Annotated in this window: 30 protein-coding genes; 6 read left to right on the top strand and 24 right to left on the bottom strand. The window is 62.0% G+C overall.

What is annotated here, in order from left to right:
* Nucleotides 1-26: 26 nt before the first annotated feature.
* Both JCM7686_RS20370 and JCM7686_RS20365 read right to left on the bottom strand, forming a co-directional pair.
* The gene (locus JCM7686_RS20370; protein ID WP_020952902.1) at nucleotides 27-2,453 is read right to left on the bottom strand and encodes a N,N-dimethylformamidase beta subunit family domain-containing protein; all 2,427 of its coding nucleotides are present in this window, start codon (nucleotides 2,451-2,453) and stop codon (nucleotides 27-29) included.
* 58 nt (nucleotides 2,454-2,511) lie between these two features.
* Complete coding sequence (locus JCM7686_RS20365; protein ID WP_020952901.1) at nucleotides 2,512-2,952, bottom strand: hypothetical protein; 441 nt, start codon at nucleotides 2,950-2,952, stop codon at nucleotides 2,512-2,514.
* A gap of 193 nt (nucleotides 2,953-3,145) precedes the next feature.
* Between JCM7686_RS20365 and JCM7686_RS20360 the strand changes: the two genes are divergently transcribed.
* The 3 genes from JCM7686_RS20360 to JCM7686_RS20350 all read left to right on the top strand — a co-directional run bounded on the left by JCM7686_RS20360 (nucleotide 3,146) and on the right by JCM7686_RS20350 (nucleotide 6,562).
* Complete coding sequence (locus JCM7686_RS20360) at nucleotides 3,146-4,366, top strand: transporter substrate-binding domain-containing protein (protein WP_020952900.1); 1,221 nt, start codon at nucleotides 3,146-3,148, stop codon at nucleotides 4,364-4,366.
* 100 nt (nucleotides 4,367-4,466) lie between these two features.
* On the top strand, nucleotides 4,467-5,939 hold the full coding sequence (locus JCM7686_RS23670; protein ID WP_020952899.1) for a sensor histidine kinase: 1,473 nt from the start codon (nucleotides 4,467-4,469) through the stop codon (nucleotides 5,937-5,939).
* Entirely contained in the window at nucleotides 5,936-6,562 is a 627-nt protein-coding gene (locus JCM7686_RS20350; protein ID WP_020952898.1) for a response regulator, read from the top strand. Before JCM7686_RS23670 ends, JCM7686_RS20350 begins: the two co-directional genes overlap by 4 nt.
* Nucleotides 6,563-6,743: 181 nt before the next feature.
* Here JCM7686_RS20350 and JCM7686_RS20345 read toward each other — a convergent pair whose 3' ends face one another.
* The 13 genes from JCM7686_RS20345 to JCM7686_RS20295 all read right to left on the bottom strand — a co-directional run bounded on the left by JCM7686_RS20345 (nucleotide 6,744) and on the right by JCM7686_RS20295 (nucleotide 16,832).
* Entirely contained in the window at nucleotides 6,744-7,091 is a 348-nt protein-coding gene (locus JCM7686_RS20345; RefSeq protein ID WP_020952897.1) for a hypothetical protein, read from the bottom strand.
* An 80-nt stretch (nucleotides 7,092-7,171) separates the two neighbouring features.
* Entirely contained in the window at nucleotides 7,172-7,438 is a 267-nt protein-coding gene (locus tag JCM7686_RS20340; RefSeq protein WP_041528284.1) for a hypothetical protein, read from the bottom strand.
* 276 nt (nucleotides 7,439-7,714) lie between these two features.
* Nucleotides 7,715-8,146, bottom strand: a complete 432-nt coding sequence (locus JCM7686_RS20335; protein WP_041528283.1) for a sugar ABC transporter ATP-binding protein — start codon at nucleotides 8,144-8,146, stop codon at nucleotides 7,715-7,717.
* A gap of 239 nt (nucleotides 8,147-8,385) precedes the next feature.
* Nucleotides 8,386-9,108 (bottom strand): type 1 periplasmic-binding domain-containing protein, encoded by a 723-nt coding sequence (locus JCM7686_RS20330; RefSeq protein WP_041528282.1) that lies wholly within the window; start codon nucleotides 9,106-9,108, stop codon nucleotides 8,386-8,388.
* The gene (locus JCM7686_RS20325; RefSeq protein WP_041528281.1) at nucleotides 9,105-9,743 is read right to left on the bottom strand and encodes a hydantoinase/oxoprolinase family protein; all 639 of its coding nucleotides are present in this window, start codon (nucleotides 9,741-9,743) and stop codon (nucleotides 9,105-9,107) included. The genes JCM7686_RS20330 and JCM7686_RS20325 overlap by 4 nt, the downstream gene beginning before the upstream one ends.
* Nucleotides 9,730-9,912, bottom strand: a complete 183-nt coding sequence (locus tag JCM7686_RS25085; RefSeq protein ID WP_328286689.1) for a hydantoinase/oxoprolinase family protein — start codon at nucleotides 9,910-9,912, stop codon at nucleotides 9,730-9,732. The genes JCM7686_RS20325 and JCM7686_RS25085 overlap by 14 nt, the downstream gene beginning before the upstream one ends.
* Nucleotides 9,913-10,735: 823 nt before the next feature.
* On the bottom strand, nucleotides 10,736-11,029 hold the full coding sequence (locus tag JCM7686_RS25200; protein WP_148292704.1) for a 3-keto-5-aminohexanoate cleavage protein: 294 nt from the start codon (nucleotides 11,027-11,029) through the stop codon (nucleotides 10,736-10,738).
* 211 nt (nucleotides 11,030-11,240) lie between these two features.
* Nucleotides 11,241-11,447, bottom strand: coding sequence for a 3-keto-5-aminohexanoate cleavage protein (locus JCM7686_RS24170; protein ID WP_084621257.1), 207 nt, complete (start codon nucleotides 11,445-11,447; stop codon nucleotides 11,241-11,243).
* A 192-nt stretch (nucleotides 11,448-11,639) separates the two neighbouring features.
* Nucleotides 11,640-11,954, bottom strand: coding sequence for a hypothetical protein (locus tag JCM7686_RS20320; protein WP_148292703.1), 315 nt, complete (start codon nucleotides 11,952-11,954; stop codon nucleotides 11,640-11,642).
* A 331-nt stretch (nucleotides 11,955-12,285) separates the two neighbouring features.
* Nucleotides 12,286-12,729: a hypothetical protein gene (locus JCM7686_RS20310; RefSeq protein WP_041528279.1), complete on the bottom strand. Its 444-nt coding sequence runs from the start codon at nucleotides 12,727-12,729 to the stop codon at nucleotides 12,286-12,288.
* A 187-nt stretch (nucleotides 12,730-12,916) separates the two neighbouring features.
* The gene (locus JCM7686_RS20305; protein WP_020952888.1) at nucleotides 12,917-14,596 is read right to left on the bottom strand and encodes an ABC transporter permease; all 1,680 of its coding nucleotides are present in this window, start codon (nucleotides 14,594-14,596) and stop codon (nucleotides 12,917-12,919) included.
* Nucleotides 14,597-14,637: 41 nt separating this feature from the next.
* On the bottom strand, nucleotides 14,638-15,663 hold the full coding sequence (locus JCM7686_RS20300; RefSeq protein WP_020952887.1) for a Fe(3+) ABC transporter substrate-binding protein: 1,026 nt from the start codon (nucleotides 15,661-15,663) through the stop codon (nucleotides 14,638-14,640).
* Between the two features lie 77 nt (nucleotides 15,664-15,740).
* A complete protein-coding gene (locus JCM7686_RS20295) occupies nucleotides 15,741-16,832 on the bottom strand; it encodes an ABC transporter ATP-binding protein (RefSeq protein WP_020952886.1) in 1,092 nt (363 codons plus the stop codon).
* Between the two features lie 235 nt (nucleotides 16,833-17,067).
* Here JCM7686_RS20295 and JCM7686_RS20290 point away from each other — a divergent pair, with 235 nt between their 5' ends.
* Nucleotides 17,068-17,739, top strand: coding sequence for a helix-turn-helix domain-containing protein (locus JCM7686_RS20290; protein WP_020952885.1), 672 nt, complete (start codon nucleotides 17,068-17,070; stop codon nucleotides 17,737-17,739).
* 26 nt (nucleotides 17,740-17,765) lie between these two features.
* Here JCM7686_RS20290 and JCM7686_RS20285 read toward each other — a convergent pair whose 3' ends face one another.
* From JCM7686_RS20285 to JCM7686_RS20275, 3 genes are all read right to left on the bottom strand, one after another.
* Nucleotides 17,766-18,440 (bottom strand): TetR/AcrR family transcriptional regulator, encoded by a 675-nt coding sequence (locus JCM7686_RS20285; protein ID WP_041528278.1) that lies wholly within the window; start codon nucleotides 18,438-18,440, stop codon nucleotides 17,766-17,768.
* Between the two features lie 284 nt (nucleotides 18,441-18,724).
* On the bottom strand, nucleotides 18,725-19,669 hold the full coding sequence (ctlX, locus tag JCM7686_RS20280) for a citrulline utilization hydrolase CtlX (RefSeq protein ID WP_020952883.1): 945 nt from the start codon (nucleotides 19,667-19,669) through the stop codon (nucleotides 18,725-18,727).
* On the bottom strand, nucleotides 19,670-20,719 hold the full coding sequence (locus tag JCM7686_RS20275) for an ornithine cyclodeaminase (RefSeq protein ID WP_041528277.1): 1,050 nt from the start codon (nucleotides 20,717-20,719) through the stop codon (nucleotides 19,670-19,672).
* A gap of 103 nt (nucleotides 20,720-20,822) precedes the next feature.
* Here JCM7686_RS20275 and JCM7686_RS20270 point away from each other — a divergent pair, with 103 nt between their 5' ends.
* A complete protein-coding gene (locus JCM7686_RS20270) occupies nucleotides 20,823-21,251 on the top strand; it encodes an Lrp/AsnC family transcriptional regulator (RefSeq protein ID WP_020952881.1) in 429 nt (142 codons plus the stop codon).
* A 48-nt stretch (nucleotides 21,252-21,299) separates the two neighbouring features.
* Here JCM7686_RS20270 and JCM7686_RS20265 read toward each other — a convergent pair whose 3' ends face one another.
* The 5 genes from JCM7686_RS20265 to JCM7686_RS20245 are packed head-to-tail and all read right to left on the bottom strand — an operon-like array spanning nucleotide 21,300 to nucleotide 25,224.
* The gene (locus JCM7686_RS20265) at nucleotides 21,300-22,265 is read right to left on the bottom strand and encodes an arginase family protein (RefSeq protein WP_020952880.1); all 966 of its coding nucleotides are present in this window, start codon (nucleotides 22,263-22,265) and stop codon (nucleotides 21,300-21,302) included.
* Between the two features lie 23 nt (nucleotides 22,266-22,288).
* Nucleotides 22,289-22,981, bottom strand: coding sequence for an ABC transporter permease (locus JCM7686_RS20260; protein WP_020952879.1), 693 nt, complete (start codon nucleotides 22,979-22,981; stop codon nucleotides 22,289-22,291).
* On the bottom strand, nucleotides 22,978-23,667 hold the full coding sequence (locus JCM7686_RS20255) for an ABC transporter permease (protein ID WP_020952878.1): 690 nt from the start codon (nucleotides 23,665-23,667) through the stop codon (nucleotides 22,978-22,980). Before JCM7686_RS20255 ends, JCM7686_RS20260 begins: the two co-directional genes overlap by 4 nt.
* Before the next feature lie 6 nt (nucleotides 23,668-23,673).
* Nucleotides 23,674-24,423 (bottom strand): transporter substrate-binding domain-containing protein, encoded by a 750-nt coding sequence (locus JCM7686_RS20250; protein ID WP_020952877.1) that lies wholly within the window; start codon nucleotides 24,421-24,423, stop codon nucleotides 23,674-23,676.
* A gap of 30 nt (nucleotides 24,424-24,453) precedes the next feature.
* Complete coding sequence (locus tag JCM7686_RS20245; protein WP_020952876.1) at nucleotides 24,454-25,224, bottom strand: ATP-binding cassette domain-containing protein; 771 nt, start codon at nucleotides 25,222-25,224, stop codon at nucleotides 24,454-24,456.
* A 9-nt stretch (nucleotides 25,225-25,233) separates the two neighbouring features.
* Here JCM7686_RS20245 and JCM7686_RS20240 point away from each other — a divergent pair, with 9 nt between their 5' ends.
* A complete protein-coding gene (locus JCM7686_RS20240; protein WP_148292702.1) occupies nucleotides 25,234-25,518 on the top strand; it encodes a hypothetical protein in 285 nt (94 codons plus the stop codon).
* Here JCM7686_RS20240 and JCM7686_RS20235 read toward each other — a convergent pair.
* Entirely contained in the window at nucleotides 25,511-26,449 is a 939-nt protein-coding gene (locus tag JCM7686_RS20235) for a LysR substrate-binding domain-containing protein (protein WP_020952875.1), read from the bottom strand. The two genes, JCM7686_RS20240 and JCM7686_RS20235, sit on opposite strands and share 8 nt — an antisense overlap.
* Nucleotides 26,450-26,513: the final 64 nt, after the last annotated feature.

Genomic DNA, 26,513 nt, shown 5'->3' with positions numbered 1-26,513 from the left:
CGGATCAAGGGCAGCCGCGCCACAGGTCACACCTTGGCCGCGCGCCGGAAGGGCTGGCTCTCGCTTGGCGCGGCGGGAATGTCCTGCACATATTCCGCCCTGCCGCGCGGCTTGATCGCCTCCTCGGGCGCGGCTGGAAGCGCGCCGTCCTGCATGAAGCGGTCAAGCACATTGCCGACGAGGCGCGAGATATTGTTTTCCCCGTCGTTCCACGGCAAAGCGCCGCAGAAGGCAATCGAACTGAAGGCAAAGACGCCGCCGCCATTCGGCGTCTCGTGGAAGGCAATATCCGAGCGCACGCGCGGATGCTGGGTGCCATCGAGCCCTTGCTGGTTGAAGCCGAAATCCTCCATCACCAGCAGATAGCACTCGGTATGACGCCCCGCCGAGGTCGCGACGACCAGCGTATGGGGCGGCGAGCCGAGCATGGTGTCGACGATATCCAGCTCAAGCCCGGCCGCACCGCCGCCGACAAGGCCGAAGTTGCCAAGCTTTTCGTCGAAGCCGATGCCCTCGAAAGCCCAAGCGACGCGCGGATCGAGGCTTTCCGGGGTTCGGCTGTAATAGGTCGAAATATCAAACCCTTCCGCCGACATGCCCGTGCCGCCGACCGTATGGAGATAACGTCCGCGATAGCGCCACATGCCGCCCAGCTCACCGCTGCCCTGATGGTAATATTCGCCCGGATCGGCGCGCCAGGTGCGGATCCCGGATTCGCAGCGGCGCATCTCTGTCAGGACGCCGCGCCCGCGATCCTCATAGGCGGGATGATAGGAATGGACCCAGTAGAACCCATCCGCCCCCATATACATCAGCCGCCCGCCGCGCTGCTTGTAATTGTGCAAAGCATCAAGCTGGCTGCCCACGACATGTTCGGGATGCGAGCCGGTGATCAGGACGTTATAGCCTTCGAGCAGGCGCAACCCGTCATAGGTCACGTCCTCGTCGGTCAGAACGTCGTAATCATAGCCCTTCATTTCGAGCCAGCAGATCAGATGAAGATCCGCCGGATATTGCCACGGGGCCTGCGACAGGAAGTGGTCGTATTTCGGCCGCATGCTGAGGATCGGGCGCAGCCGCGACGACAGACAGAGCCCGCTGCCATCGGTATGGGTGTCATAGACCGAGCCGCCATATTCGCGATGCTCGGACAGATACATGTTCTGTTGCTGCATGACCGGCACGCGATAGACCAGCAACTCGGCCCCGCCCGCGTTATTGGCAAGGTGCTCGTTGGCATAGGCGATATAGCTGGTCGTCGGCATGATGACCGCGATTTTCGCGGTGGGCTTGCCGGGCCAGGGCGTGACGAAGAAGGGAATGTAATCCTCGTGGCCCTCGGCGCTGGTCAGCTTGACGGCATAGGTCGCGCTTTTCTGGGTCTTCGGCACCTCCCAAGAGAAATCGACCTGCCAGCGCGCATCATCGAGATCGTCGTCGTGAAAATGGATCGCGCCATATTGCTGCGGCGCCTGTTTCCAGTCGAAGACATGCCCGTCCCAGTTATGGCCGGTCAGGGCGCGGGTCGGGGCATTGATCAGCACGGCGTCGAACCGGTAGGGCCCGCGATCGGTGGCGGTCATCGTGTCGATGCCAACCGAGAAATCCCAAGCGCCGACCAGAGCTTCGCTGAGCGCAGGCGTCGGGCCCGAGCCGCGTCGTTCATCCTGTGCGCTTTGCCCGCCCATTTTCATGGTTTCGATTTCCAACCGGCTCAGCGCGCGATTACAAAGCCGGGGGCTGTCGAGCTTGCCGTTGTAATGATTGGCGATCACCACGCCCTCGGGGCGCGAGGCCTGCGCCTCGGGCTCGGGGGCTTTGTCCAGACGCTCGGGACTGCCTGCGATCACGAAAGGCACGGCGGGGGTCTTGATCTTTTCCTTCCAGCTCGCACTGGCGGCCTCGCTTTGCGGATCGAGCGCATAGTGGATCTGCGGCTCGCAATAGAGCACGGCCTTGCCGGTCGCCCCGTCATAGCTCGCCGCGATGAAATGCCAGGCATGGTCGCGCAGCGGAACCGGGCTGCGCAGGCTTTTCCCATTGATACGAAACTCGACATGTCCCTCGGCGTCGATGAAGAGGCCATAGCCCTTGCCCTCGGACCATTTCGACATCAAGGCCTGCGCGCCGTGTTTCCAATAGCCGGGGTCAGTCTTCGGGATCGTCGGCCAAGCCCAGCATTGCAGGGTCACGCTGTCGAGATGGAATTGCGGCAGATCCTCTACATAGCCATAAGAGCCGCTGTAGATCTTCTGACGCCGCGCCGGATGCGCGCCGTTGAACGCGGCCTTTTGCGGCTTCTCGATCAGGCCGGGGCCGCGCGGATTGGTGTTGCCGTTGATCAGATGGACGAGCTGGGCATCATACTCGCCCTTGAGATCGGCGTTGATATGGAAGCGGATTGTTTCGCCGGGACGCACACTGAGGCGATCGGCATAGCCGGTCAGTTTCATGATCGTGGTCTTTCTGCTGAATGGGGTGGGTGGGGTGTCGACCTGCCGCGCGAGGCGCTCAGGTGACCGTCCAATTGTCCGAGCGGCGCTTCCAACCCTCGTTGAAATCCTCTGGCTCGCCGTCGGTCTCGCTCATCTCATCAAGCCGCATCAGGAAGATGGCGTGCTGGACCTCGTTCTCCTCGGTGAAGACGCGGTCATCGACGAATTTCGGCGGAACCCCACGGACCCCGGACAGTCGGGCGATGCGCCATTCCTCGTCGATCTTGGTGCAGATCGAGACGAGCTTGCCCTTCGCCTCTTGCGCGCGCATCCGCAACAGCACGCGGTTGAGCTCGATATCCCCGTGCATGCCGCCCGACACCTCGGTGACATCGCCCTGCGTGGCGCAAAGCAGCGAGGAATAGCCCGCCACCCCATACATGGATTCGGTGCAGGCCTTGTGTTCAGCAATCAGTCTGTCCCGCTCTTTCGAGCCCTTCGGCGGAATTCGATACATGATGACCTCCCTGTCGAGATGGACGGCAGCCGTGCTGCCCGTCCCATCAGAGTAGAAATCCGCAGAGGCCTACGACTATCGGACTATTCTGATTTTTCTTTGAGGAATGTCCCATTCGTGCCAGCTTACCCGGATCGTGGACGCAAAGCGCCGCGACGCCGCACTGAACAGCACAGCCACGGGATCAGCCGATATGACGCGGAACGAGGCGCTTGCAGCGCGGGACGACATTCCCGTCGGCGTGATTTTTTCGGCCACCGGACATCTCTCGGTCATCGAGAAAAGCTCAATAGATGTCACGCTTTACGCGATCGACCGCATCAACGAGGCGGGCGGGATCGGTGGCAGGCAGGTCACGCCCTATCTCTTTGACGCCTGCTCGGATGTCGGCACCTATGCGGTCGGGATCGGCGAATTGATCCGAAAGCATGGCGTGCTGTGCACCTTCGGCGGCTATACCTCGGCCAGTCGGCGGGCGATGTTGCCGACCGTCATCGCCAACAATCACCTGCTCTATCTGCCCACCTGTTGGGAGGGCAAGGAATGCGTGCAAAACATCATCTATACCGGGCCCGTCGCCAATCAGCACTCGATCGAGCTCATCCCCTATATGATCCGAAACTACGGCCCCCGCGCCTGTTTCGTCGGCTCGGATTACGTCTGGCCGCGCGAGTCGAATGCCGTGGCCCGCGCCTGGATGGATCAGCATGGTGGCGCGGTCATCAGCGAGCGCTATCTGACACTTGGCGTCACCGATGTGGCCGACCTTCTGGCGCTGATCCGCGCCGAGGCGCCGGATTTCATCTTCTCGACGCTGGTCGGCAATTCCGCTTTGGCCTTTTATCGCGAATATGCCCGGATCGGCTTTGACCGGGCCAGAACGCCCATCGCTTCGCTGACCACCAGCGAGGCCGAGGTGCGCGCGATGGGCCATGAGATCGGCGAGGGGCATATCCTCTCGGCGCCCTATTTCCAGTCGCTGCAAAATCCGACCAACGCACGGTTTGTGCGCGCCTTTCTGTCCAGCCCGCATGGGGAATCCGGGGTCACCCATTTCAATCTGGAAAACACCTATCTCGCCGTTCTCGCCTTCGAGCGCGCGCTGCGGATCAGCTTGACCAGCCGGGACTGGGCCGACCTGACTGCGAATGACATCCGCAATGCCTCGGCGGGATTGGCGCTTGAGAATGAGGTCTCGCCCGAGGGTCATGTCTGGATCGATCCGGACAACTTTTGCATGGCCTTCGTGCCGAAAATCGGGCGCTGTGGGCCGGATGGCCAGTTCGAGGTCCTGCACAGCTCGGTCCGCCATGTCCTGCCCGATCCTTACGCGCTTTATCCCGAGCGCGGCATCTGCCGACGCGACGGGCTGCATACGCCCGACGGCATGGTTGTGCCGAATGCGCTTTACTGACCTCTGGGGCGGCAAAGGTTGACACAGCCGATCCAGCTGCCGTTACCTTGAGCATCAGCGCGCGAAAACGGCGCGCATCCTCCGGTTTTCAGGTCACGCCATGTCCCAGATAGCCAGACCGATCGACCTTTCCTCTGCCGGGTCGCAGAGCGCGACCTGGGCCGCCTCGCTCTTTGAAAACAACCCCGCCGCTATTCTGATCGTCGAGGATGACGCGGGGCGCATCCTCGCGGCCAATGGCGCCGCGTGCCAACAATTCCGGCTCTCGGCCGAAGAGCTGCGCAACCGGCGCTATGGTGAGCTGCTCAGTGCGGTTTCGACCCCGCCCGGCGAGCATGGCCGCTATCAGCGCGCCGACGGAACCGAGTTCCGCGCCAGCGTCAGCCGCATTCCGATGGACCTTGATGGGCAGGCGGTCAAAGCCGTGACGCTGCACGATGAGACCAGCGCAACCGAGATTCAGGAATCGCTGACCGCCACGCTGCATCGGCTTCAGCGCGCGCAAGAGATCACCGAATGCGGCTGCTGGGATTGGAACATCCCCGACAATCTCATTCTGCTCAGCCGAGAATCCCTCGTCATTCTGGGCCTGCCGCCGGGAGACCGGCTGGAAACCCCAATCGCCTTCGACGTGTTTTTGCGCCGCGTCCATCCCGATGACCGCTCGCATGTGCTCAAGACCATCGGCGAAGCGGTGACCGCAGCGCGTCCCTTCAGCGTGGATTACCGGATCCTGCGGGCCGGCGACGAAATCCGTTATCTGCGCACCGTCTGCGAGCTTCAGACCGCCGAGGCGGGCATCGTCGTCGGCTTTTTCGGCACGATTCAGGATATGACGCTCGCCTGGACAGCCGCGCGCAATCTGGATCGGCAACGTCTCAAACTCGAACGGCTGACCGGCCATTTGCAAAATGTCCGCGAGGAAGAGCGCAAGCGCATCTCGCGCGAATTGCACGACCAGCTCGGCCAATTGCTGACGGTGCTGCGCATGGGCATCAGCTGGGTGCAAGATCAGCTGCCGCCCGAAACGGCCGAGACCCGCCGCCTCGCCGAATTGAAGCAGATCGCGGATACGACGGTCGATGCCGTCCGCCGCATTATCGCCGATCTGCGGCCTTCCGAGCTGAACGATCTGGGTCTCGTGCCCGCCGTGAGCAATCTGCTCGAAAGTCTGGAGCATGAATCGGGCATTGCCTTCTGCCTCGATGCCACCGAACCGCCCGAGGATCTCTCTGAGGCCATGGCGACCGGGCTCTTCCGCCTGATCCAGGAGGCCTGCACCAATATCGTCCACCATGCGCAGGCCCGAACCGGGCATGTCAGCCTTGATTGCGCGCAAGACAAGATCACCGTGACCGTCGCCGATGACGGGATCGGTATGCAGGACGACCTCTTCCCCGCCAATCCCGATTGCGATGACAGAAAGCCCTCCTTCGGCATTCTGGGTATGCGCGAGCGGGTCCGGCAGCTCCACGGCTCGATCACCTTTCAAAGATCCGCCATGGGCGGCGCAAGCGTCGCGATCACCGTGCCATTTGCCGAAGCACCCTTCCGCGAAAGGTCACGAGAATGATCCGCATCGTGCTGGCAGATGACCATCGCATCGTAACCGATGGGCTCGCGCAAATCCTGTCCTATCAGGAGGATATGGAGATCGCGGCCGTCGTCGAGGATGGCGATCGCCTTTGCGCATTGTTGCAGACCGGGATCGAGATTGATGTGCTCGTCCTCGACATGTCGATGCCGGGGCGCACAGGGCTTGACCTCATCAAGCATCTGAACCGCCACTGGCCGAAGCTGCCGATCCTAGTCCTGAGCATGCATCCCGAAGCGGTTTACGGGATGCGCGCATTGAAGTTGGGCGCGAACGGCTATTTGACCAAGGACAGCGACGCAAGCCAACTCGTCCGCGCCGTGCGTCAGGTCGCGGCGGGCCGGTCTTACGCCAGCGAAGCGTTGATCAGCCAACTGGTCGATTCCGCACGCGGGGCACCAAACAGCGATATTCAGGCGCTGTCGGACCGCGAATTGCTTGTGCTGCAACTTCTCGCCTCGGGCTCATCGGTGACCGATATCGCCGAGCGGCTGTGCCTGAGCGTGAAGACCGTCAGCACGCATAAGGCCAACATCCAGCGCAAGTTGGGCGTCGTCGGCACGGCGCATCTCGTGAAATATGCGCTGAGCTACGGGATTTAAGCGCGGGCTGCAGCTTGTGGGGCGAGGTTGCTTGGACAGAACGGCAAGGAGCAACACGTAATCCGTGTCGGAAATATCGGAGACGACCGCGCGGCGCGCGCCCGGGCCGTCACTCTTGCTCAAGGCGGAGAGCCCGCTCAGCTTGGCCTCGGCGCAATGGTGACGGTGGTCGTATGGCGTTTCAGCCGCCGATCACCACGTCCTGAAGAACCTCGGTCACAGCTCCCACCCCGATCGCGATCGCGACCGGCAGGTCGAGCGAAAAGCCGGCCATGAAGATCATCGCCGCCGCCCTCACCTCCAAGCCCATAGAGACGAACGCGCCCGAGAGCATCACCGGCGTCATACCAACCGCAACGATGCCGACAAAGACCATCGACAGGAGAATAACCTGATCGTTTCCGGCCGTGAAAAACCCCTGCGTTGTCGCCGCAGTCCGCGCGATCGCCAGAAGCGGAGCGGCGGCAAGCGCCGGAAAGAGCAGGCAGAGGCCGCGCTCATGGGGTAAGCTCCGCTTCGCAATCCCCATGCATCATATCCGACAACAGCCGCAGCTTGTCGGTGTTGCGGGCGGGGTGCTACGACATGACCACGCCGAGCGCCGCACGACTACGTCGTCAGCAAAGCCCGGAACTGCATCAAGATCGGAAGGGGCGATGCCCCACGCACGACGAGCGCGCGCAGCAGGCAATGGATCTCGGCCCGGCCGCCGACATCGACCCCACGCGTCGGCTCGTCGCGCAAAAGCCCGCGGATATCGTCACGCTCAAGGCATTTGCCGAAGAAAGCCTTATGTCGATTGCCGCCGCTGAGCTGGTCGACCGGATGTTGCAATCGGCTGGTATCAATCCCGACATGGATAGCGATCCGTTCCACAATCGCGCAACAACTCTCTGGTCGACCGGGCATGCGGGCGAGCTACCATCAGCTTCCCGGCGACCAGACGCGACAGAAAGAGCCCGTCCCTCTTGCGTGCGACAACAGAAATCCGATCCCCGTGGCGATCGATGCCAGCCGCCCCAAGCGCCACCGAGCTGCCCGCGATCGTCAACCTGTCCCGCGCGCCGGGCATCAGCCCGCCATCGCGCGCGGCATCGCTGCCCCCCGATCCGCCCCGACCTGCAATGACAGAGATGCTGCCCGTCGACAGCTTCATGTCAAAGCCGTCCAAACACGACCGGCAGACCGCACCGCTAGGTCAAGCACGATCTCAGCCGAGCGCACCGCCCCGTTCCGACACGGGGGCTCGGGCGCAGGACCGCTCACCAGCGAGACGAGTCGATCCTGGCTCAGGTCCGCCACCAGCGCGACCGCTATGACCGCCTCATCGCGCATGATCCCGACCCGGTCGCAAACCATCAGGTCCTCCTCGAGTCGATGCGAGACATAGAGGGAATCGCAGCCCGAGGCAGCAACCCAGCGCACCGCCGCAAAGATATAGGCAATGTCGGCGGCGTTCCGGGTCGCGCTCGGCTCATCCAGAATGAAAAGGCGCGGCTCGCGTCCTATCGCCCGCCCGAGGTCAACAAGCTGCCTTCCGCCGATCGGAAGATCTCCGAGATGGCAGGACGGATAGGGACGCACGACGCGGTCCGCATGAAGACGGCGGATCCTCGCGGCTTGCGGCAGGCAGTCGTGCAGCCCAAGGCAACTCTCCCCCAAGCGAGGCCTCAGCGACGATCAAAGCCAGGATAGCGCTCAATTTCTGCTCGACCAGCGCCACGCGATGTCCTTACGCGTCGCGCATGCTTTTGAAGACCAGCGGGCTGCCGTCGATTACCATCCAGCCCTCGTCCGGGCGATGAAGCCCGAGAGGATCCGCATCACTCTGCTTTGCCCGCACCATTTTGCGCGCAATCTCCAAGCACATCGCCCGCGCCGACCGGGAAGCTCACCTCATTCCCCGCTTTGAAGCTGCCGTAGCGCAACGAGACCTGATCGAAGGACAAAAGCGGCACCCTTGCAGTCGTTTCCCGCAGACCTTGGCAGTTGCCTCGGCATTGGCGGCGGTCACGTGATGCTTGGGCACCATGATGATTTTTCATAGGGCATGCCCGATAAGAAGAGGATCGCGGCCGCATCGCCTCGAAGATCGGGATCGCCATGTTATCGGCATCCGCGCACGGCCTAAATACCGCCCTGCCAGAGACATTGAGCGAAAAGCTGCTGCGCCATGCGGCCGCTTTCGACCGAGTCTTACGTGTTGGCCTGAACCTCAACGACCTTATCGCCTCCCTGAAGCCGCGCTGGCGTTCAGGCGCCATGATGGTCCTCACCGACCCGGTGATTGCGATCTCATTCGCCGTCTGATGGCTCGTCACCTTCAGCCACTCGATAATTTGCTCGCCCGCGAATCTCCCGAGGCTGTAATCGTCGGTGATGATCTGACCCGCGATGGCGAGATCGGCGAGGGAAAGCGCCGCAACCCCGGCGGCCGTGGCCTTTGTGATGGTCCCGATCAGCCACTTGTTATCGGCGGGCTCGACCATGATCACGTCGGGCGCCATCCGCTGATTGAGCTGGATGGGGATCGAGATCGTTTTCAAGCACCCACACCTTGACCTCGGTCGCCAAAGGCACAGCGGATGCTTTGCGTGAGGGTCTTGCACCGCGGATTCGAGGGGCCGCATGTCACCAAAACCAGATGCGTCAAGGTCGGGTCCTTCGCGCGAGACATGCCGAGGGGCAAGATGGGAGTCATGGCGGCAAGAGCGAAGCTCAGCCCCAGACAGGCTGAATGCCGTTTGATCATGGCGCTTCTCCCTTTTACCCGGCAGTTGGTTGGATTCATGTGCATTCGCACCCTATAACTGCCGTCCAAAACGACCTCGACCGTCATGCCCATGATACGGCGGCCCGTCGCGCCGTCTCCGGCCACCACATGGCTGTCGGACGGGTTCAGCCTCTCGTTGTCCGTATTCTTTTCGATCGCCGCGATCATTTTGGGGCTCGACGTGGCGTGGATCGCAGAGGCCGCCTCAAGCCGCGAGATTCCCATACGCACGGCAATCGCATCGGCGCCGGTTTCGACGCGCCTTTTGTCTAGCGAGATCGCGTCGCCCAGGAAGAAATCGGGATCGAGAATGTCCAGAGCGTTCTCGGCAGCGGTCACCCTCGCTAGCCTGCCGCCGGCGCCATCGCAGACCGGACGGCGCACCGCGCGCGCGTTACGACCCGACATGCCGCAGCCCGCCACCGTTGGCCCCAGCCAAAGTGCCGCCCACGCCTACCGCGCGGATGGCCACTATCGGCACGTCATGTTCATCGATCATCACCTCGGGTGTCACGAAGATCTGGTCCGCGCGGACCGCCGCCACGTCAAAAGTGGTGGTGCCCATATCCGCGACCACCACATCCTGACCGAGCGCGAGATATCGCGTGGCACCCGGCGCCTTGGTCGACCCGAACGTGACGGATTGGATCGGATCTCCTCGGGAGCATCATGCCTCCGGTGCAAGTGGCCGTCAGCTGTCGTCCGCCATAGTCTGCCCGACCAACGCGCCAATATAGGAATTGACCACGGCCGCGGCGCAGCATCAGTCGCGATGTTGCGGCGGTATTCATGCGGGATCGAAGTAACGAGACGGCTGAGGCTGACGGCAATCGCCTCGCCCCCTGCTTGGCTCAGTAGCCAAAACGCCGCGGGGGCGTGGCCCTCGGCAAGCCGCTCGACCTCTTGTCAGAGCGAGCCGATCCGGTCGCCGAGCTCGACAGTGCGATTGCGGGCAATGACGGGATCAGGATAGTCGAGCCGCTAGATCCAAGCCCTTCTGCGCTAGGCCTCGCGCCGCGTCAGCACATCGGCATGGTCGCGTGTGCCAATCAGCACGGTTGGCGTGGCGCGCCGCGTCACCATCGCATTGGTCGAAGCGGTGATCATAGGTCAAAAGCCCGCAAGAAAAGTCGCGCGCATTGGTGATCCCCGTTGAACGATGTGTATTTTCGGTGAGATTCGACATCTCTCGCACCACCGACTTTATGCCGTTCGACAGGACGGCGCGCAGCAAGGGATCGAAATCGCTGAATTCTGCGCCGGGATTAGCCATTCGCGCCACGCCTCATTCTGGACTTCGTGGCGATCCGATCAAATGGAGCGGTACTGAAATGGGCGGATTTGAATATTTATATATACTTCAAACGGTTGAATACGATTTGGTGATACCCTTGGCGGCGTCACGCTTTGGATCGCGCGCGCCTGTTCGGGCGTGGCCGGACGATGGCCAAGAGCGCTACCAAGGCCGCAGCATCAAGGGCCAATCCGCATTGTGCCAACACGCCACGGCTGCGGTAGCGATTGTCCCCCAGCCCGACGCGCACCCGCCCTCCCGGCACGCCCGAGCGCGCCGCGATTTCCATCGGCGCGCCCCACACTGAAAGCGACCCAAGCGCTTCCGACCGGTGGCATGTCCAACATCGCGAGAAGCAGCCGCGCATCCACACGGGCACGCCCCATTTCAGGCCAAGCACGACTTGCACCAGCGGGCAGCGGCACAGTCAGACCCTCCCCGCACGCACGAGTGCGCCGATCAGATGGCTGAGTTAGAAGATCTTCAAACTCAGCGATGACCGGGTGCTGACTTCGGTCTCATTGGCAAAGTCCGAGCTGAAGCTGCAACAATCGCGGCTGCACATCTTTGGCCGCCGCGCCTCGACCGACAAAGGCGGGTCGCGGCATTCCTCACATCGCTCTCAGGCGCGGGCTGTAAAGGCCTATCGGGCCCGAAGACAACTCTGCCGACACGCCAGCGGTCAGATTGATCGGCGCGGGGCAGCCCGCCGCGCGGCGCGGCGCGACCACATCGGCATAAAGCGCGACCTCGCGGCTGCCGCGCTTGGTTTCCGGGTCGCGCACATGAATATGAAGGATCGCCGCGCCGGTCGCGATCGCATCTTAGACGGTTTCATCGAGCGTCACCGAGACATGAGGGCTTTGCTCGGGCGTGTCGCCGTCGCTGGTCGGCGCACAGGTGATGGTGGCGGGCCTGCTCATGGGACGCCCGTCACCTTCGGAAAAACGCTCTGATAGTCACTCAGAAAGAGATCACGCCGCGCGGTGTAACATACTGCCCCGCCAGCATCATTTCGAGATGCCAGAGCTTGCCGGATCGCGGATCCACGCTTTCGGCCGCCGCGGGCGCGACGCTGCCTGTCGGCAGGAAATGTAGATTGAAGAGCGACCATCAACCAGCGCGCAACCGGCAATGCCACGGCGCTCAAAGCGGGCTTGCATCGCGATTTTGAGCAGGTCGCCAAGGGCGTTGAACCGGGCCGAGGTCTCTGCCGTCGGCACCTGCATCAGCGCGGCATGACCCGCCGCCATCGAGAGGATATTTTTTGTTAAACGTGCCGCCATGGTGCCGGCATCGGGCGTGGTCGGGGCGACGCGATCCACCAGATCGGCGCGGCCCCCGAAGGCGTCAAATCGGGGATGATCCTCGCCACCGATTGCAGTCCGCCCAAGGCGAGGCGCGAGGTTATCACCTCGTCAGAGATCAGGATCGCACCGATCTTCTGAGCCACGCGGCGCAGGACCTTCAGATCGTCGTCGCTAGCTTGAATGCAGCCACCGCCGCCGAGCATCGGTTTCAGGATTCCTCGGGCGAGTCATCGGCCTGTTGCCGCAGAACGGCCTCAATTCCCGCGAGATCGCCGCAATTGAGCATCTCCTGAAGGAAAGGCAAATTCAGATCAGACCCGCCTTGGGCAAAGATCAGGACCCCGCTTTAATAGCCCTCGCACATGGTCCCGGCCTTGGCGCGCCCCGTGACCCAGCGCTCGGTCGAGATCGCCATGATACTCGGGAGGTCTCGGAATTGGTGAAGCGCGCGCGATCGAGTCCTGGGAGGCGGCGGACAAGTTCCTTTGCCAGCGCAGCCTCGAGCATATCCGGCCCGCCGAGCCGCGACGCCTACCCGCGTCACCTCGATCAGTCTCGCCTGAATGGTGGGATCGGAGTGGTCATCAACATCGCGCAGCTCCGCCGCGGCCTCACCTGCCATGGCCACGGGGAGCGGGTGATACCCCACCACTGAGCGGGCGCCTCCGCCCGGCAGGTTGCTGCGCATGTCGATGTGGCGCGCTCGGATTTTCGGGTTGGCGGCGATGTCGCGGGCTTCGGCATCAACGACCGTCAAGGTCGGATCGGAATTGTCGCGGATCCCGAACATCTCGGCTTCGAAAGAACTGATCGAACTCTGAGATGAATCTTCAAAATGTCCGGATCTTCGGGAGGCTCTTGAGATCCTGTCTTACCGCCACGCATTCGGCGCGAAAAATGCGCCGCTCTGCCGTCGGATGGATTGCATGGGCAGCTCGTCCCGCTGCCTCCGTGCGCACTTCCCGAGAGGCGACCGGCTAGCGATCCGCGTCTTTGCGCCCGATCCGCGCCAGAAGAATGACCGGCAAGATGCCGACGGCCACAATTGCCAAAGCAGCGAGCGAGGCCTCTTCATAGGTGCCGCGTGCGGCCTCTCCGTAAAGATGGGTCGCGAGGGTCTCGAAGTTCAGGGGCCGCAGCAGCAGGGTGGCCGAAAGCTCCTTCATGCAATCGACGAAAACCAGCAGCCCGGCGGCGGCCATCGCAGCTTTCGACAGCGGCAAGTGGATGTCGCGAAACGTCCCGGTCAGGCCGCGCCCCAGCGTCCGCGCGGCATGGTCGTAGCTTTGCGGAACCCGCGTCAACCCAGCCTCGATCGAGCCCACGGAAATCGCAAGAAAACGCAGGAGATAGGCATATCCGAGCGCGAGCCCGGTGCCGATCAGCACGAGCCCGGTCGAGACGCCGAACCACTCCTGTGCGCTGCGATCAATCAGCCGGTCGAGGCTTGCGGCAGAGATCAAAACCCCCAACGCCAGAACGGTGCCCGGCATCGCATAGCCAAGGCTCGCCACCCGCTGGATCAAGGGCATGGCGCGACCGGGAAAGGCGCGGGCGGTATAGGCGATGATTAGGCCGCAGATCAGCACCCCCGCCGTGGCGACAGCCGAGATCGCCAGCGTATTGCGGGCCTCGGTCAGCAGACGGTCAGACAGGCCCGCGAAGCGAAAGCGATGCCAAGCCTCGACCGCAAGAAAGCCCGCCGGGATCAGAAAGCCAAAGAGCACCGGCAGCGCGCCCAAACCAAAGGCCGCCCATTGCGCCCGTCCGGTCAGACGCTTCGGGGCGAAACTGCGGGCGCGTTGGGCGCTGGTGCTGTAACGCTGACGCCGCCGCGCCCATCGTTCGAGCGACACCAGCGCAACCACCAGCACGATCATCGCCAGCGAGATCTGCGCCGCCCCCGGCAGGTCAGAGCGCGTGACCCAGGTCGTGTAAATCGAGATGGTCAGCGAGCGCACGCCGAGAAACTCTGAGGCGCCGATGTCGTTCAGCGTCTCCATCAGCGCAAGGCTCACGCCAACGGCAATCGCGGGACGAGCCAGCGGCACGGCAATGCGCCAGAAGATCTTGCGGCGCGGTGTTCCCAGTGTGCGCGCGGCCTCAACCAGATTGGCGGCCTGCGTCAGAAACATCGCTCGCGTCGGCAGGTAGACGTAAGGATAAAGCACGAGGCTCAGAAGAATGATCGCGCCGGTCATCGAGCGAATATCCGGCAGACGGAACTGCCTTGGACTGTCATAGCCAAGTAGCGTTCGGATCGCCGATTGCACCGGCCCAAGTGGATGCAGCAGATCGAGATAGGCGTAAGCGACGATATAGGTCGGAACGGCCAGCGGCAGCAGCAGCGCCCATTCCAGAACGCGCCGGCCTCGGAAATCATAGGCGGTCACCAGCCAGGCCGCTCCGGTTCCGAGCATCGAGACCAGCACTCCGACCCCCAGCATCAGCATCGCGGTCTGGCCAAGCGCATGGGGCAGCACATAGGCCAGAAGATGCGACCACAGCCCGTCCGAGCCCTGCGCCGCCTGCCAGATCAGCGCGCCAAGTGGCGCCGCCACCAGCGCCGCGATCAGCAGGCTGGCGTAAAACCACAGGCTGCGCGGGCGGCGTGCGGGTCGAGCAGGATCGGAAAGAGACGGCAGCGGCGTGGTCATTTCAAAGCGGGGCAGCACCGAAGCGCTGCCCCTGTTGTCCTTCAGTTGTCGAAGCCGACCTTGTCGACCAGAACGCTGGCTTCCTTGCGGTTTTTGACGATCTCGGTCAGCGGGACCGGATCAACCTTGAGCTCGCCGAAGGAGGCGATGATCGGATCGATCGCCACGCCCGGCTTGACCGGATATTCGTAATTCGCCTCGCCGTAGATCTTCTGGGCTTCATCCGACACGAGGAATTCCAGCAGCTTGACGGCTTCGGCTTTGTTGGGCGCATGTTTCGCCACGGCCGCGCCGCTGATGTTCACATGGGTGCCGCCGTCCTTGAAGGTGGGCAGCACAACCTTGATCGCATCGCCCCAGGCCTTTTGATCATCGCCGCCTTTGCCCGAGCGCATCAGCCCGACATAATAGGAGTTCGCCACCGCGATATCGCAGATCCCGCCGAGAATATCCTTGGCGCCGTCGCGGTCGCCACCGCCCGCCTGACGGGCGAGATTGGCCTTGAGCCCGGTGAGCCAGCTCTCGGTTTCAGCAACGTCGTGATGCGACAGGAATGCCGAGATCAGCGCGGTGTTATAGGGATGCTGGCCCGAGCGGATGCAGATTTTGCCCTTCCACTTCGGATCCGCGAGATCTTCATAGGTCACGCTCGCAAGGTCGAGGTCCTTGGCGGCATAGATGACACGCGCGCGCATCGACAAAGCGAACCATTGATTGCCCGGATCGCGCAGGTTTTCCGGGATCGCCGAGGTCAAAGCCTCGGATTCGACCGGCTGGGTCAGGCCCTTGTCGACCAGATCGGCGAGATTGCCGACATCGACCGCCATCAGCACATCTGCGGGCGAGCTTTCCCCTTCCGAGGCGACGCGCTCGGCCAGACCTTCTTTCAGAAAGACCGTATTGACCTTGACCCCGGTCGATTCCGTGAAGGCCGCCAGCAGCGGCTCGACCAGACCCGGCTCGCGCGAGGTGTAGAGATTCAGCTCTTGCGCGGCGAGACTGGTTGCGCCGCCGGTCAGCATAACGCTGGCCAGAAGGAGCGAGGAAAGTTTCTGTTCGATCTTCATGTTTCGGCCTTTCAGCGGGTCGGAAGGAAGCATTCCGACAGATTAGCCGAATGCGCTCAATTGACTTACACTTTTTATCAAGTTTTCGCCAGTTGAGACAAGTTGTCGCGGTCATCAGGCGCCGAAAAAAGATGAACCTGCGCGCCATTCAGCTTCAACCCGACCCGCGCGCCCACCGCCATCGGCACCCGGAAGTGGCTGTGCATGCGCAAAGGCTCGCCCAGAGGATGGACCTGAAGGTCGATCATCTCGCTTTCGCCGATGAAGGTTTTGGCGAGAATCCGCGCCGAAATCCCGTCACCATCCGGGACAATCGACAGCGCCTGTGGGCGGATGCAGGCCAAAGCCAGCTCGCCGTCGTTCAGGGCCAGATCGCCCGCAAAAGTGCCGATCGGCGTCTCCAGCGCCCGACCGTTCCAGACCCCGGTCAGCCGGTTGCAGGGCCCCATGAACTCGGCCGCATAAAGCGAGCGCGGCGCGTCATAGATCTCGTAAGGCGTGCCGGTCTGCTCGATCTGCCCTGCGCGCATCAGCACGATCAGATCGCCGACCGCGAGCGCCTCATGCGGGTCATGGGTGACGATGACCGCAGTCGCCCCAAGCTGGCGCAAGGTCGAGACGGTTTCCTGCCGCACCCGCTCACGCAGACCACGGTCGAGGTTCGAGAAGGGCTCGTCCATCAAGAGGATCGCGGGTTTCGGCGCCAGCGCACGCGCCAGCGCAACCCGCTGCTGCTCGCCCCCCGACAGCGAATGCGGAAAGTGATCGCGCAGATGGGTGATGCCGATCCGCTCGGCGATTTCGGCGACCCGCGCCGCGCGCGCGGATTTCGGAAGATCGCGCAGCCCGAAGGCCAGATTGTCGTCGACGCTCAGATGAGGAAAAAGCGCGTAATCTTGAAACATCAGCCCGATCTGGCGGTCTTCGGGCTCGACGAAACGTTGAGGCCCCGCAACCTCACGGCCGTCGATCACGATCCTGCCGCCGTCGGGTCGGTCCACCCCGGCAATCAGCCGCAAAAGCGTGGATTTCCCGCAGCCCGATTGCCCTAGCAGACAGGTGATCTGCCCTTCGGGCACGGCCAGTGAAATTCGGCTCAAGACATCACGCGACCCAAAGCGGCGCACCAATCCCTCAAGCTCGACTGCGATGCGCGCGGCCTGCGCCATGTTCCTGCCCTCCAAGCTTGGGCCAATGCCCCACCGCTCTTTACGGTCGGTCGGGCCGCCTTGTCTATCGCGCAAGTCGCGACAGATTGGCCGGGTCTCCAGCCGTCGCCGCGTGGTGGAGATCCCACTCTTGAAGCCAATCTTTGCGCCGATTGACAGAATCGGTCACCTGACCTACTTCTTGATTTCAAGGATCAGCGACGGCACGGCTTTATGAACAAGGGCTCTGTTTCAGATGCAGTTTGAACCTCGGATGATGGACGACGTTTCTTTTCAGTCCATAGACGACCTGACGCCCTCTGCGCCGCCGCAGGATGGTGGACTTACCGGGAATCTGGAGGTGGCCATCGGACGCGCCCTGCGCGAACTGCGCCGCGAAAGAGGGGAAACGCTGACCTCTTTGGCAGAGCAGACCGGGCTGTCGAACAGCATGATCTCTCGGGTCGAGCACGCACAGGCCAGCGCGTCGTTAACCACGCTCCAATTGCTCAGTGAGGCATTGGATGTGCCGATCACGAGCTTCTTGAAATATTATAAAGAACGCTTTGAAACCCAACACATCAAAGCCAGCGAGATGTTGCATCCTGAAAGCGACGGCGCTGAAAGCTCGCCGCGGTTTCGTTTGTCCAGAAATGCAGGAGTCACCAAATACGGCGTGTCAATTGAACCGTCGCTGGTGACGCTGAGTAAAGAAAATCTGCGCAACTATGCAACGGGCCGTGATTTCGGGATGGGGTTCATTTATATGCTGGAAGGCGGGATGGACTATACCTACGGCAAAGAATGCTTCAAGCTCGACGCCGGAGATAGCCTGATCTTCGACGCAGATATGAACCATGGCGTCGGCGGATTGCGCAAAGGAGTTGCGAAATTTTTGGAAATAGCCGTGTTCTCGGTTAAGGAATAACCCGCAAATCGTAGATCATCTGTCGATCATGGCCAGATTGCGAGTTTCCAGATCGCTTTCGCAAGTTCACTGTCGGGATCGAAAGACGGACGATCCCCCCGCACATTCATCCGCACCATATTTCCTTCCAGGAAGAACAGCACGCAGGCCGCGCGCTCTTCTCGTGTTTCAGCGGGCATTTCTGGGCTTAGCTCTTCAATGATATCCTCAATCCGCGCTTGAAGACGTCCGTACATTTTCGCGACCTGTGTCGCCACATGATCGGCTCTTTGCGACAAGGCCCAAATATCGAAAAACAATCTGCTCACGGATCTTTCAAGGCTATCGCCAAACAGGAAATTGATCATCATGCTGAACTTTTCCTGAGGAGCAGCCTCGCTTTCGAATTTGATCTCTTCAAGCCTTTGCTCATAAGCAGAGGAGATCAGCTTAAAAAGATCCTCAAGAAGCGCGTCTCTGGTCGGATAGTAATATTGAAGGTTCCCGAGCCTCACATTCGCCGCACGCGAAACTTCACGCAATGTAAGCTCGCTATATCCTTTTTCCACCAGGATAATACGCGCGGCTTCAAGGATTTTAAGCGTCGCGTCTCGGCCTTTTCCGGTCAGATTGCGATTGAGCAGGTGATTTGACGCAAAGTAATCAGCACTCGACAGCAGCGTAAATTCACCACTTTTGATCTTTTCGCTGGTGCTGGCCATATCCGTCATTCTGCGCTGGATCGCTTTCGATGCTCATGCCGTCTTGGTGACGAAGCCATATAGAAGTTCAGGCGCTGAGGATACTGTTAATGGAAAGCGGGACGCAAAAGTTAAATCCGGGCTGCGGGGGGCGCGGCAGAGGCGGAATCGGCGGCGTCGCAGGCAGTCTGTGTAGCAAGATCAGGGCCTGCATTCGCGGGCAGAGATAAGCCTACCCGCATCTCACATGCGAAGACGCCCCTCACGGCTTGGCAAGGGGCGCCCGAAGTCAATGCGTCGGGGCCTCAGGCGGCTTCGGCCAGCTGCGTGCGCGCGACCAGATGGACGCCCGCCAACATGCAGCGGACCGAGCCGCCCGCAAGCTCGATCGTCGGGATCTCGAGTGGCAGAAGGCTCGCGTGACGTTCCAGCGCCTTGACCTGCGCGGGCTCCAGCGCCGCCAGAGCGCGCGAGGACAGCGCCACAACTGGCCCGCCACGGCCATCGACCTCAAGCGCATTGCCGCAGAACTCGCCGATCTGGGCATGGCTGAGATCGATCACCTCGCGCCCGCTGCCCGCCAGACGGTCGCGGATCTCGGCACGGCGGGCGGCATCCTTGACCGTATCCAGACCGATCATCGCGAAATCCGTGCCGATGCACATCAAAACGTTGGTGTGATAGACCGGCTTGCCCTGCGCATCCACCGCGTCAAAAACGATCGGCTCGAAGTTGAAATGCGTGCAGAACCGCTCAAGAATGACCTCATTCGTGCGCATCGAACGCGCCGCATAGGCCACCCGCTCGATATGGTCGAGCACCATCGCCCCGGTGCCTTCCAGATAGATCCGATCCTGTTCAAGCCCCGAATAATCGATCACATCCTGCACGCGGTAGCGATGCTTGAGCATCTCGATGATGTCGGGACGGCGCTCTTTGCGACGATTGGGCGAATACATCGGATAGATCGCGACATGCCCACCGGCATGGGTCGAGAACCAATTGTTTGGAAAAACGGAATCCGGGGTCTCGGTGGTTTCATCCTCGAAAAGATGCACGGTGACGCCCGCCGCTTGCAGGGCTTCGGCGGCGCGCGTTGCCTCGCTATGGGCCGCGCGGGCGATCTCGGCGGCGCTGCGCAAAGCATCCTCCGTCTGGAAGGCATTATCCGCAGCCGTAGAGGGATTCGGCGTGAAATGGTGAGGACGGATCATCACCACGGCGCGGGGAGATTGAACGGATGCGGGCATTCAGGCGGCCTCGGGCTTGGAAAGAAGGCCAAAGAGATCGCGCGGATCCTCGGGCGTGGTCAAAAGGTCGATGATCTGGCCATGTCCGGTCGCCTGGACCTGATCCCACAGGTAACGCAGCGCCGAGAAATCCTCGATTGCAAAGCCGACCGAGTCGAAAATGGTGATTTCATGCGCGGACAGACGGCCGGGCGTCGCGCCGGTGATGACCGACCAGAGCTCGGTCACGGGGAAATCTTCGGGCATCTGCTGAATCTCGCCCTCGATCCGGGTCTGGGGCGGATATTCGACAAAGACGCGGCCCCGCGTCAGGATCGAGGCCTGAAGCTCGGTCTTGCCCGGACAATCGCCGCCGATCGCGTTCACATGGACGCCCGCGCTGACCATATTGTCCGAAAGGATCGTCGCATTGCGTTTGTCGGCGGTCACGGTGGTGATGATATCGGCGCCCTGCACGGCTTCGGCAGCCGAGCCGGCCACGGTGATCTCGATCCCCGAACCTGCCAGATTGCGGCGGTATTTGGCGATGGCTTCGGGCGCGATATCATAGACCTGCACCCGGTTGATCCCAACGATCTCCTTGAAGGCGATGGTCTGGAATTCCGATTGCGCGCCCGCACCGATCAGCGCCATGACCTTGCTGTCGGCCCGCGCGAGATGCCGCGCCGCCATGGCCGAGGCCGCCGCCGTGCGCAAAGCCGTGGCGATGGTCATCTCGGAGAGCAGCATCGGATAGCCCGTCGCCACATCGGCCAGAACCCCGAAACCGGTCACGGTTTGCAGGCCCGCGCGGAAGTTGCCGGGATGGCCGTTCACATATTTGAAGCCGTAAAGCTCGGCATTGGCGGTCGGCATCAGCTCGATCACGCCCGCATCGGAATGGCTCGCGACGCGCGGGGTTTTGTCGAAATCCGGCCAGTTGCGGAAGTCTTCCTCGATATAGGCCGCCATGCCCTTGAGCACGTTGCCAATGCCCAGCTGTTCGATCAGCGCGATCATATCAGCCACGCCCAGATACCGCATGTTCCGCATCTGTGATTCCTCGGTCATTTCATTGCAGACAGTTTAGCGCATCGCAATTTGCGCAGTGAATGTTCACCTTTTTTAGTTTTCATGCGATGATTGCACAAATTGAATAGGCATATGCAGCACCATGTCAGAAATTCTCGACGAGCTTGACCATCGCCTCATTGCGGTTCTGCGCGAGGATGGCCGCACCCCGATCTCGAGCCTTGCGCAAATCCTTGGCGTGTCGCGGGCCACCGTGCAGACGCGGCTCGACCGGCTTTTGGATACGGGGGTGGTGCTGGGTTTCACGATCCGCGCGCGGCAGGATTACGACGAGGATGCCGTCCATGCGATCATGATGGTCGAGGTTGCGGGCCGCTCGACCACGCAGGTCATCCGCCAATTACGCGGTCTGCCAGAGCTGCATTCGCTGCACACGACCAATGGCGGCTGGGATCTGATCGCCCAGATCCGCGCCGAAAATCTGCGCGATTTCGACCGTGTCCTGCGCGAGGTCCGGCTGATCGAAGGCGTGCTGAACAGCGAGACCAGCATCCTGCTCAGCACGGTCTGAGAAAAGGGAACCCGCCGCGGGGGACGCGGCGGGTTCGAGGGTAAGCGCTCATCCAGCCTGACGCGCGATCACCCCCATGGCGGTGATGATGGTGCGCGCGAAGGTCAGCGCGCCCATCCCATCGATATCCCGCTCGGGCATGAATTCGACGAAATCCATCGCCTTGATGCGGCCCTTCGCGGCGGCGGTCTGGATCAGATCGACCACCTGATAATATTCCAGCCCGCCCGGACCACGCGCGATCACGCCCGGCAGATCCGACGAGTTGAAGGCATCGGCATCGATGCAGATGACGATATCGCTGCCTTCAGGAATGCTTGCGAGCGCGGCCTCTGCGCCGATCTTGTGCAGCTGGGCCGCGGTGACGAAATGCACGCCCCAAGCGAGCGCCGCCTCATAATCCTCGGTCGCGCCCGAGCCGATGCCGCGCGCGCCGATCTGGATGATGCGCTTGACCTGCGACAGTTCCGAGGCGCGGCGCATGGTCGAAGAAAGGCCATAGCGCTCGCCCATATGGATCTCGCGCCAGTCGATATGCGCGTCGATCTGGATGATGGTCAGCTCGCGGCCCTCGGCTTCGGCCTTGGCGTTCAGGGCCTCGAGCATCGGCACCGGGATCGAATCGTCGCCACCGACCAGCAGCGGAACCGCCCCGCGCGAAATCAGCGTCGAGACAGCCGTGCGGATGCGGTCGCGGTTCGCTGCGCTGTCAGTCTCGTCATAGTCGAGATCGCCGCAATCGACGGCGCGCAGGCGCGGCTCGGGGAAGACCTTGCCGCCGATGTCGAAATCATGGCGGTCGATATTGGCGATGAAGCTCGCCGTCGCAGCACGGATCGCGTCAGGCGCATTACGGCAATAGGCCCCGACCGAGGCATAGGGCGTCGCGCAGGGCACGCCCAGAAGCGCCATCGGCGCCGAGACCGCGTTCAGATCACGGACCTCTTCCAGCCCCAGAAAGCTGTTTTTGTCGCTGCCTGCGCCAAACAATGCGCCCAGATCAACCTTGCTCATGAAATCGTCCTTCTTCGGATGGATCAGCCCCGGCGCTGGTCGAGATAAGAGGCATAGCGCGCCTCGGCGACCTGCACGGCGACCACCAGAACGGCGGTCAGGGCGAGATAGATGATGGCTGCGGCCACATAGGGCTCGAGCTGGATGTAATAGTTGAGCGTGATGTTGCGCGCGACGCCCGTGACCTCCATCAAGGTGACGGTGCTGGCCAGCGAGGTCGCATGCATCATCATGATCATCTCATTGCCGTAAAGCGGCAGGGCGCGGGTCAGCATCCCCGGGATATAGATCTTGAGCGCAGCACGCAGCGGCGAGAAACCAAAGGCCTCGGCCGCCTCGATCTCGCCTTTCGGAATGGCGCGCAGGCCGCCCGCAAAGATCTCGGTCGTATAGGCGCCGCTGTTCAGCACGAAGACCAGAAGCGCGCAGAACATCGGGCTCGACAGCCACGGCCAGAGGATCGAGCTGCGCAAGAGCTCGAATTGCGCCAGTCCGAAATAGACCAGAAACAGCTGCATGAGCAGCGGCGTGCCGCGAAAGACCGTGGTAAAGACCATGACCGAGCGGCGCAGCCAGGCGCGTTTGCTGTTGCGCGCAAAGGCCAGCGGCACCGAGATCAGAAAGGCCATGACCAGCGCCGCGACGCTCAGCTTGATCGTCAGCCCGGCGCCCTGGGCATAGAGCCCAAGGTTTTCGTAAACCACGTCCCAGTTCATGTGCGCCCCGCATGGATCGTCTTCTCAAGCCGGCGCGCCAGAACCATCAGGCCCCCGGTCGAAACCAGCGTGACCGCGAGATAAAAGCCCCCGGCGAGCAGGTAATAGGTGAAGGGCTGGCCCGTCGCCTCGGCTGCTCCCTTGGCGCGGAACATCACATCCTGCAGCCCGATCAGCGAGACCAGCGCCGTGGCTTTCACCAAGACCAGCCAGTTGTTCGTGAAGCCGGGAAGCGCGAGCTGAGCGAGTTGCGGCAAGGTGATGCGCCAGAAGATGCGGACCGGGTGGATGCCGAAGGCATGGGCCGCCTCAAGCTGGCCGCGCGGAATATTCATCAGCCCCGATTTGAAGGTCTCGGTCATATAGGCGCTGAAAATCACACCAAGCGTCACCATCCCGGCGCCGAAGGGCGGAAACTCGACGCGGCCATTGATACCCACCGCCGCGATCAGCTGATTGAGCAGCGCGGGCAGGCTGTAGAAGGCCAAGAGGATCAGGACGAGATCGGGAATCCCGCGAATGATGAATGTATAGGCCTGCGCCAGCCGCCGCAGCCAAGGGCGGCGCGACAGCTTGGCGAAAGCCAGTGCCAGCCCCATGATCGAGGCAAGCACCAAGGCTCCGACCGCGAGGACGAGGGTCAGCCCCCCGGCGGCGAGAATGGTCAGGGCGTAGTTGAAAAACATCGGCTCTTATTGCGCGAAATATTTCTGGTTGAGCGCCTCGAGCGTGCCGTCCTCGCGCAGCTTGGCCAGACCGCCGTTGATCTTCTCGACCAGCTCGGTGTTTTTCTTGTTGATGGCAATCGCGACGCCTTCGCCGAATTCGGGCGCGTCCTTGCCGGTCAGTTCCGGGCCGACCAGTTCAAAATCCTTGCCGGAGTCCGATTTCAGGAAAGCCTGAATGATTTGCGCCTGATAGGAAATATGGACATCAGCCCGACCGCCGGTCAGTTCCAGATAGGGCGCGCTGCCGGTGTCGTAGCGTTTGATCGTCGAATTCGGGTAGTATTTCGTGACATAGGCATCCATCGGCGTGCCGGTCTGGACCGCGATGGTCTTGCCCGCAAGCCCCTCGGGCGAGATCTCAAGCCCCGCGTCTTTCTTGGCGACGAAGCGGAAGACCGGATGCTCGTAGATATCCGAGAAAGCCATGACATTGCGGCGCTTTTCGGTGACGGTCAGCTGCGAGATCAGCGCATCATATTTGCCGTCGAGCAGGCCCGGGATCATGCCGTCCCAAGCGGCATTGGCGATATTGCAGTCGAGCGCGGCGGCCTTGCAGATCGCTTCCATCAGCTCGATGTCATAGCCGACAAGCTTGCCGTTCTCGTCGATCGACTCGAAGGGCGGGAAGGTCGCGTCGGTCGCGATATTCAGGGGCGCTGCAACCGCAGGGGCAGCAATCAGGGCCAGCGCGAAGGCGAGGTTCAGGCGAAGCATGGCATTCCTCTCTGTTGGTTTCTTGGTTTGTCAGTGTTGCGGACGGCTGGACAGAAAACGCGCCAGCCGCTCGGATTTCGGCGCACGGAAGAGCTCTTCGGGCGTGCCCTCTTCCTCGATGACGCCGCCGTGCAGATAGACGACCTGCGTCGAGGCATGGCGCGCAAACGCCATCTCATGGGTCACGACGATCATGGTGCGGCCCTCGTCGGCAAGCTTTTGCATGACCTTCAGCACCTCGCCCACCAGCTCGGGATCCAAGGCCGAGGTCGGCTCGTCGAACAGCATCACCTGCGGTTCCATCGAGAGCGCGCGCGCAATTGCCACACGCTGCTGCTGGCCGCCGGACAGCTGGCCCGGATAGCGGTCGAGGACCTCGCGCCCGAGACCGACCTTTTCCAGATTGATCCGCGCGCGCTCTTGCGCCTCGGCCTTCGAAATCCGCTCGACGCTCATCGGCGCCTCGGTGACATTGCCCAAAACGGTCATATGCGACCACAGGCAGAAATTCTGAAAGACCATGCCGAGACGGCTGCGCATCTCGCGTAGCTGCTTCTGGCTGACCGGCACCAGCGTGCCATTGCCCGCGCATCGGGTCTGCAGCTCTTCACCCTCGACGCTGATCGAGCCTTCATTCGGATGTTCAAGAAAGTTCAGGCAGCGCAGAAAGGTCGATTTGCCCGAGCCCGATGAGCCGATGATGCTGATCACATCCCCCGCCTTGGCCGCCAGCGAGACACCTTTCAGCACTTCGGTGCCGCCGTAGGATTTGCGGATTCCGGATGCGATCAATTTGTGCATAGGGGCCTCGTGCCGCGACTTCGGGTTTCGGTTGCGCACTTCGCGTTCGATCCGGGAAAAGCGCAAATGATGGATTGTCATGGCATAGATGAATTTTCATCATCTATCGATTCAACCTTTGCGGAGCACAGCACTGACGGCCACATCCTTTTGATTGTGATAGCGTTTTTTTCCACGCCCGCGGCTTGGTCGCAAAAGAGCGCGCGACAGCCTGAGCTTGAACAGAAAGATTATTTCTTCGCGGTCGCCCTATCTGACCATTTGCTGCGGCTTTGCCCCGATTTCGTCATCTGAGAAACCCTTCGGCCAAAGTGCGGCCGAAGCGGCCAAGAATCCAATGCAGAAACAGCCGGACCCGCGACAGTTCGAGATTCGCCGGTTTCGTCACCACATACCAACCGCCATTCGGGTTGATGGTTTCGGGGAAGGGCCGGATCAGGCTGCCTTCGCGCTGGTTGAGCCCGGTCAGCGTCTCGCTGGCCAGAGCGCATCCCACCCCATGCAAGGCAAGGTCGATCGCCGCGCCAAGATCGCTGCAATAGAGATTGCGGGTAAAGCTTGCCGTATCAGGTTGGCCAGCCTCGGTCAGCCAGCGCCGCCATTCTGACCCGTCGTCCCAATGCAGCAAAAACACCCGGCGCAGATCCTCGGGGTGACGCAGCCCATGGTCCAGCCGACTGAGCAACACCGGGCTGCACACCGGGCCGATGGTGATATCCTCCAGCAGCACCGAGCGCAGATCCGGCCAGTCTCCAGCGCCGAAAACCAGCCCGAGATCGGCCTCGGCGAGATCGGGCGTCGTCTCGTTTCCGGTCAGCTGGATATGGCATTCGATCTGCGGATGGGCCTCGCAGAAGCTGGCGATATTGCGCGACAGCCAACCGCTGACAAACATCGGCGGACAGCGCAGCGTCAGCCTGCCGCCGACCTCGACCTCTTCCGAAAGCCGCAAAGCGGTGCCGTAAATGTCTTGCAGTGCCGCGCCCACGGTCGCGGCGAAAGCGCGCCCCGCTTCGGTCAGCTGGATGCCGCGCCCGACCTTGGTGAAAAGATCGAACCCCAGTGCGAGCTCGAGCCGGCTGATCTGATGGCTGATCGCGGAATCGCTCAGATGCAGCTCGGCGGCGGCACGCGAAAAGCTCATATGCCGCGCAGCCGCCTCGAAGGCGCGCAGATTGGCCAAGGGCAGATGGCGCAAATCGGTCTTGGGGCGGGCAGAGCTCACGGCGGCAAACCTGTCGGGGCAAAGAAAGTCCCCCGCCTTAGCACAGGCGCCCCGGTTTCAGAAA

Origin of the sequence: Paracoccus aminophilus JCM 7686 (assembly GCF_000444995.1) — a bacterium.
Taxonomy (GTDB): Bacteria; Pseudomonadota; Alphaproteobacteria; order Rhodobacterales; family Rhodobacteraceae; genus Paracoccus; species Paracoccus aminophilus.
Note: the sequence above shows the minus strand (reverse complement) of the source record. Positions and strands in the feature narration are given on the sequence as shown.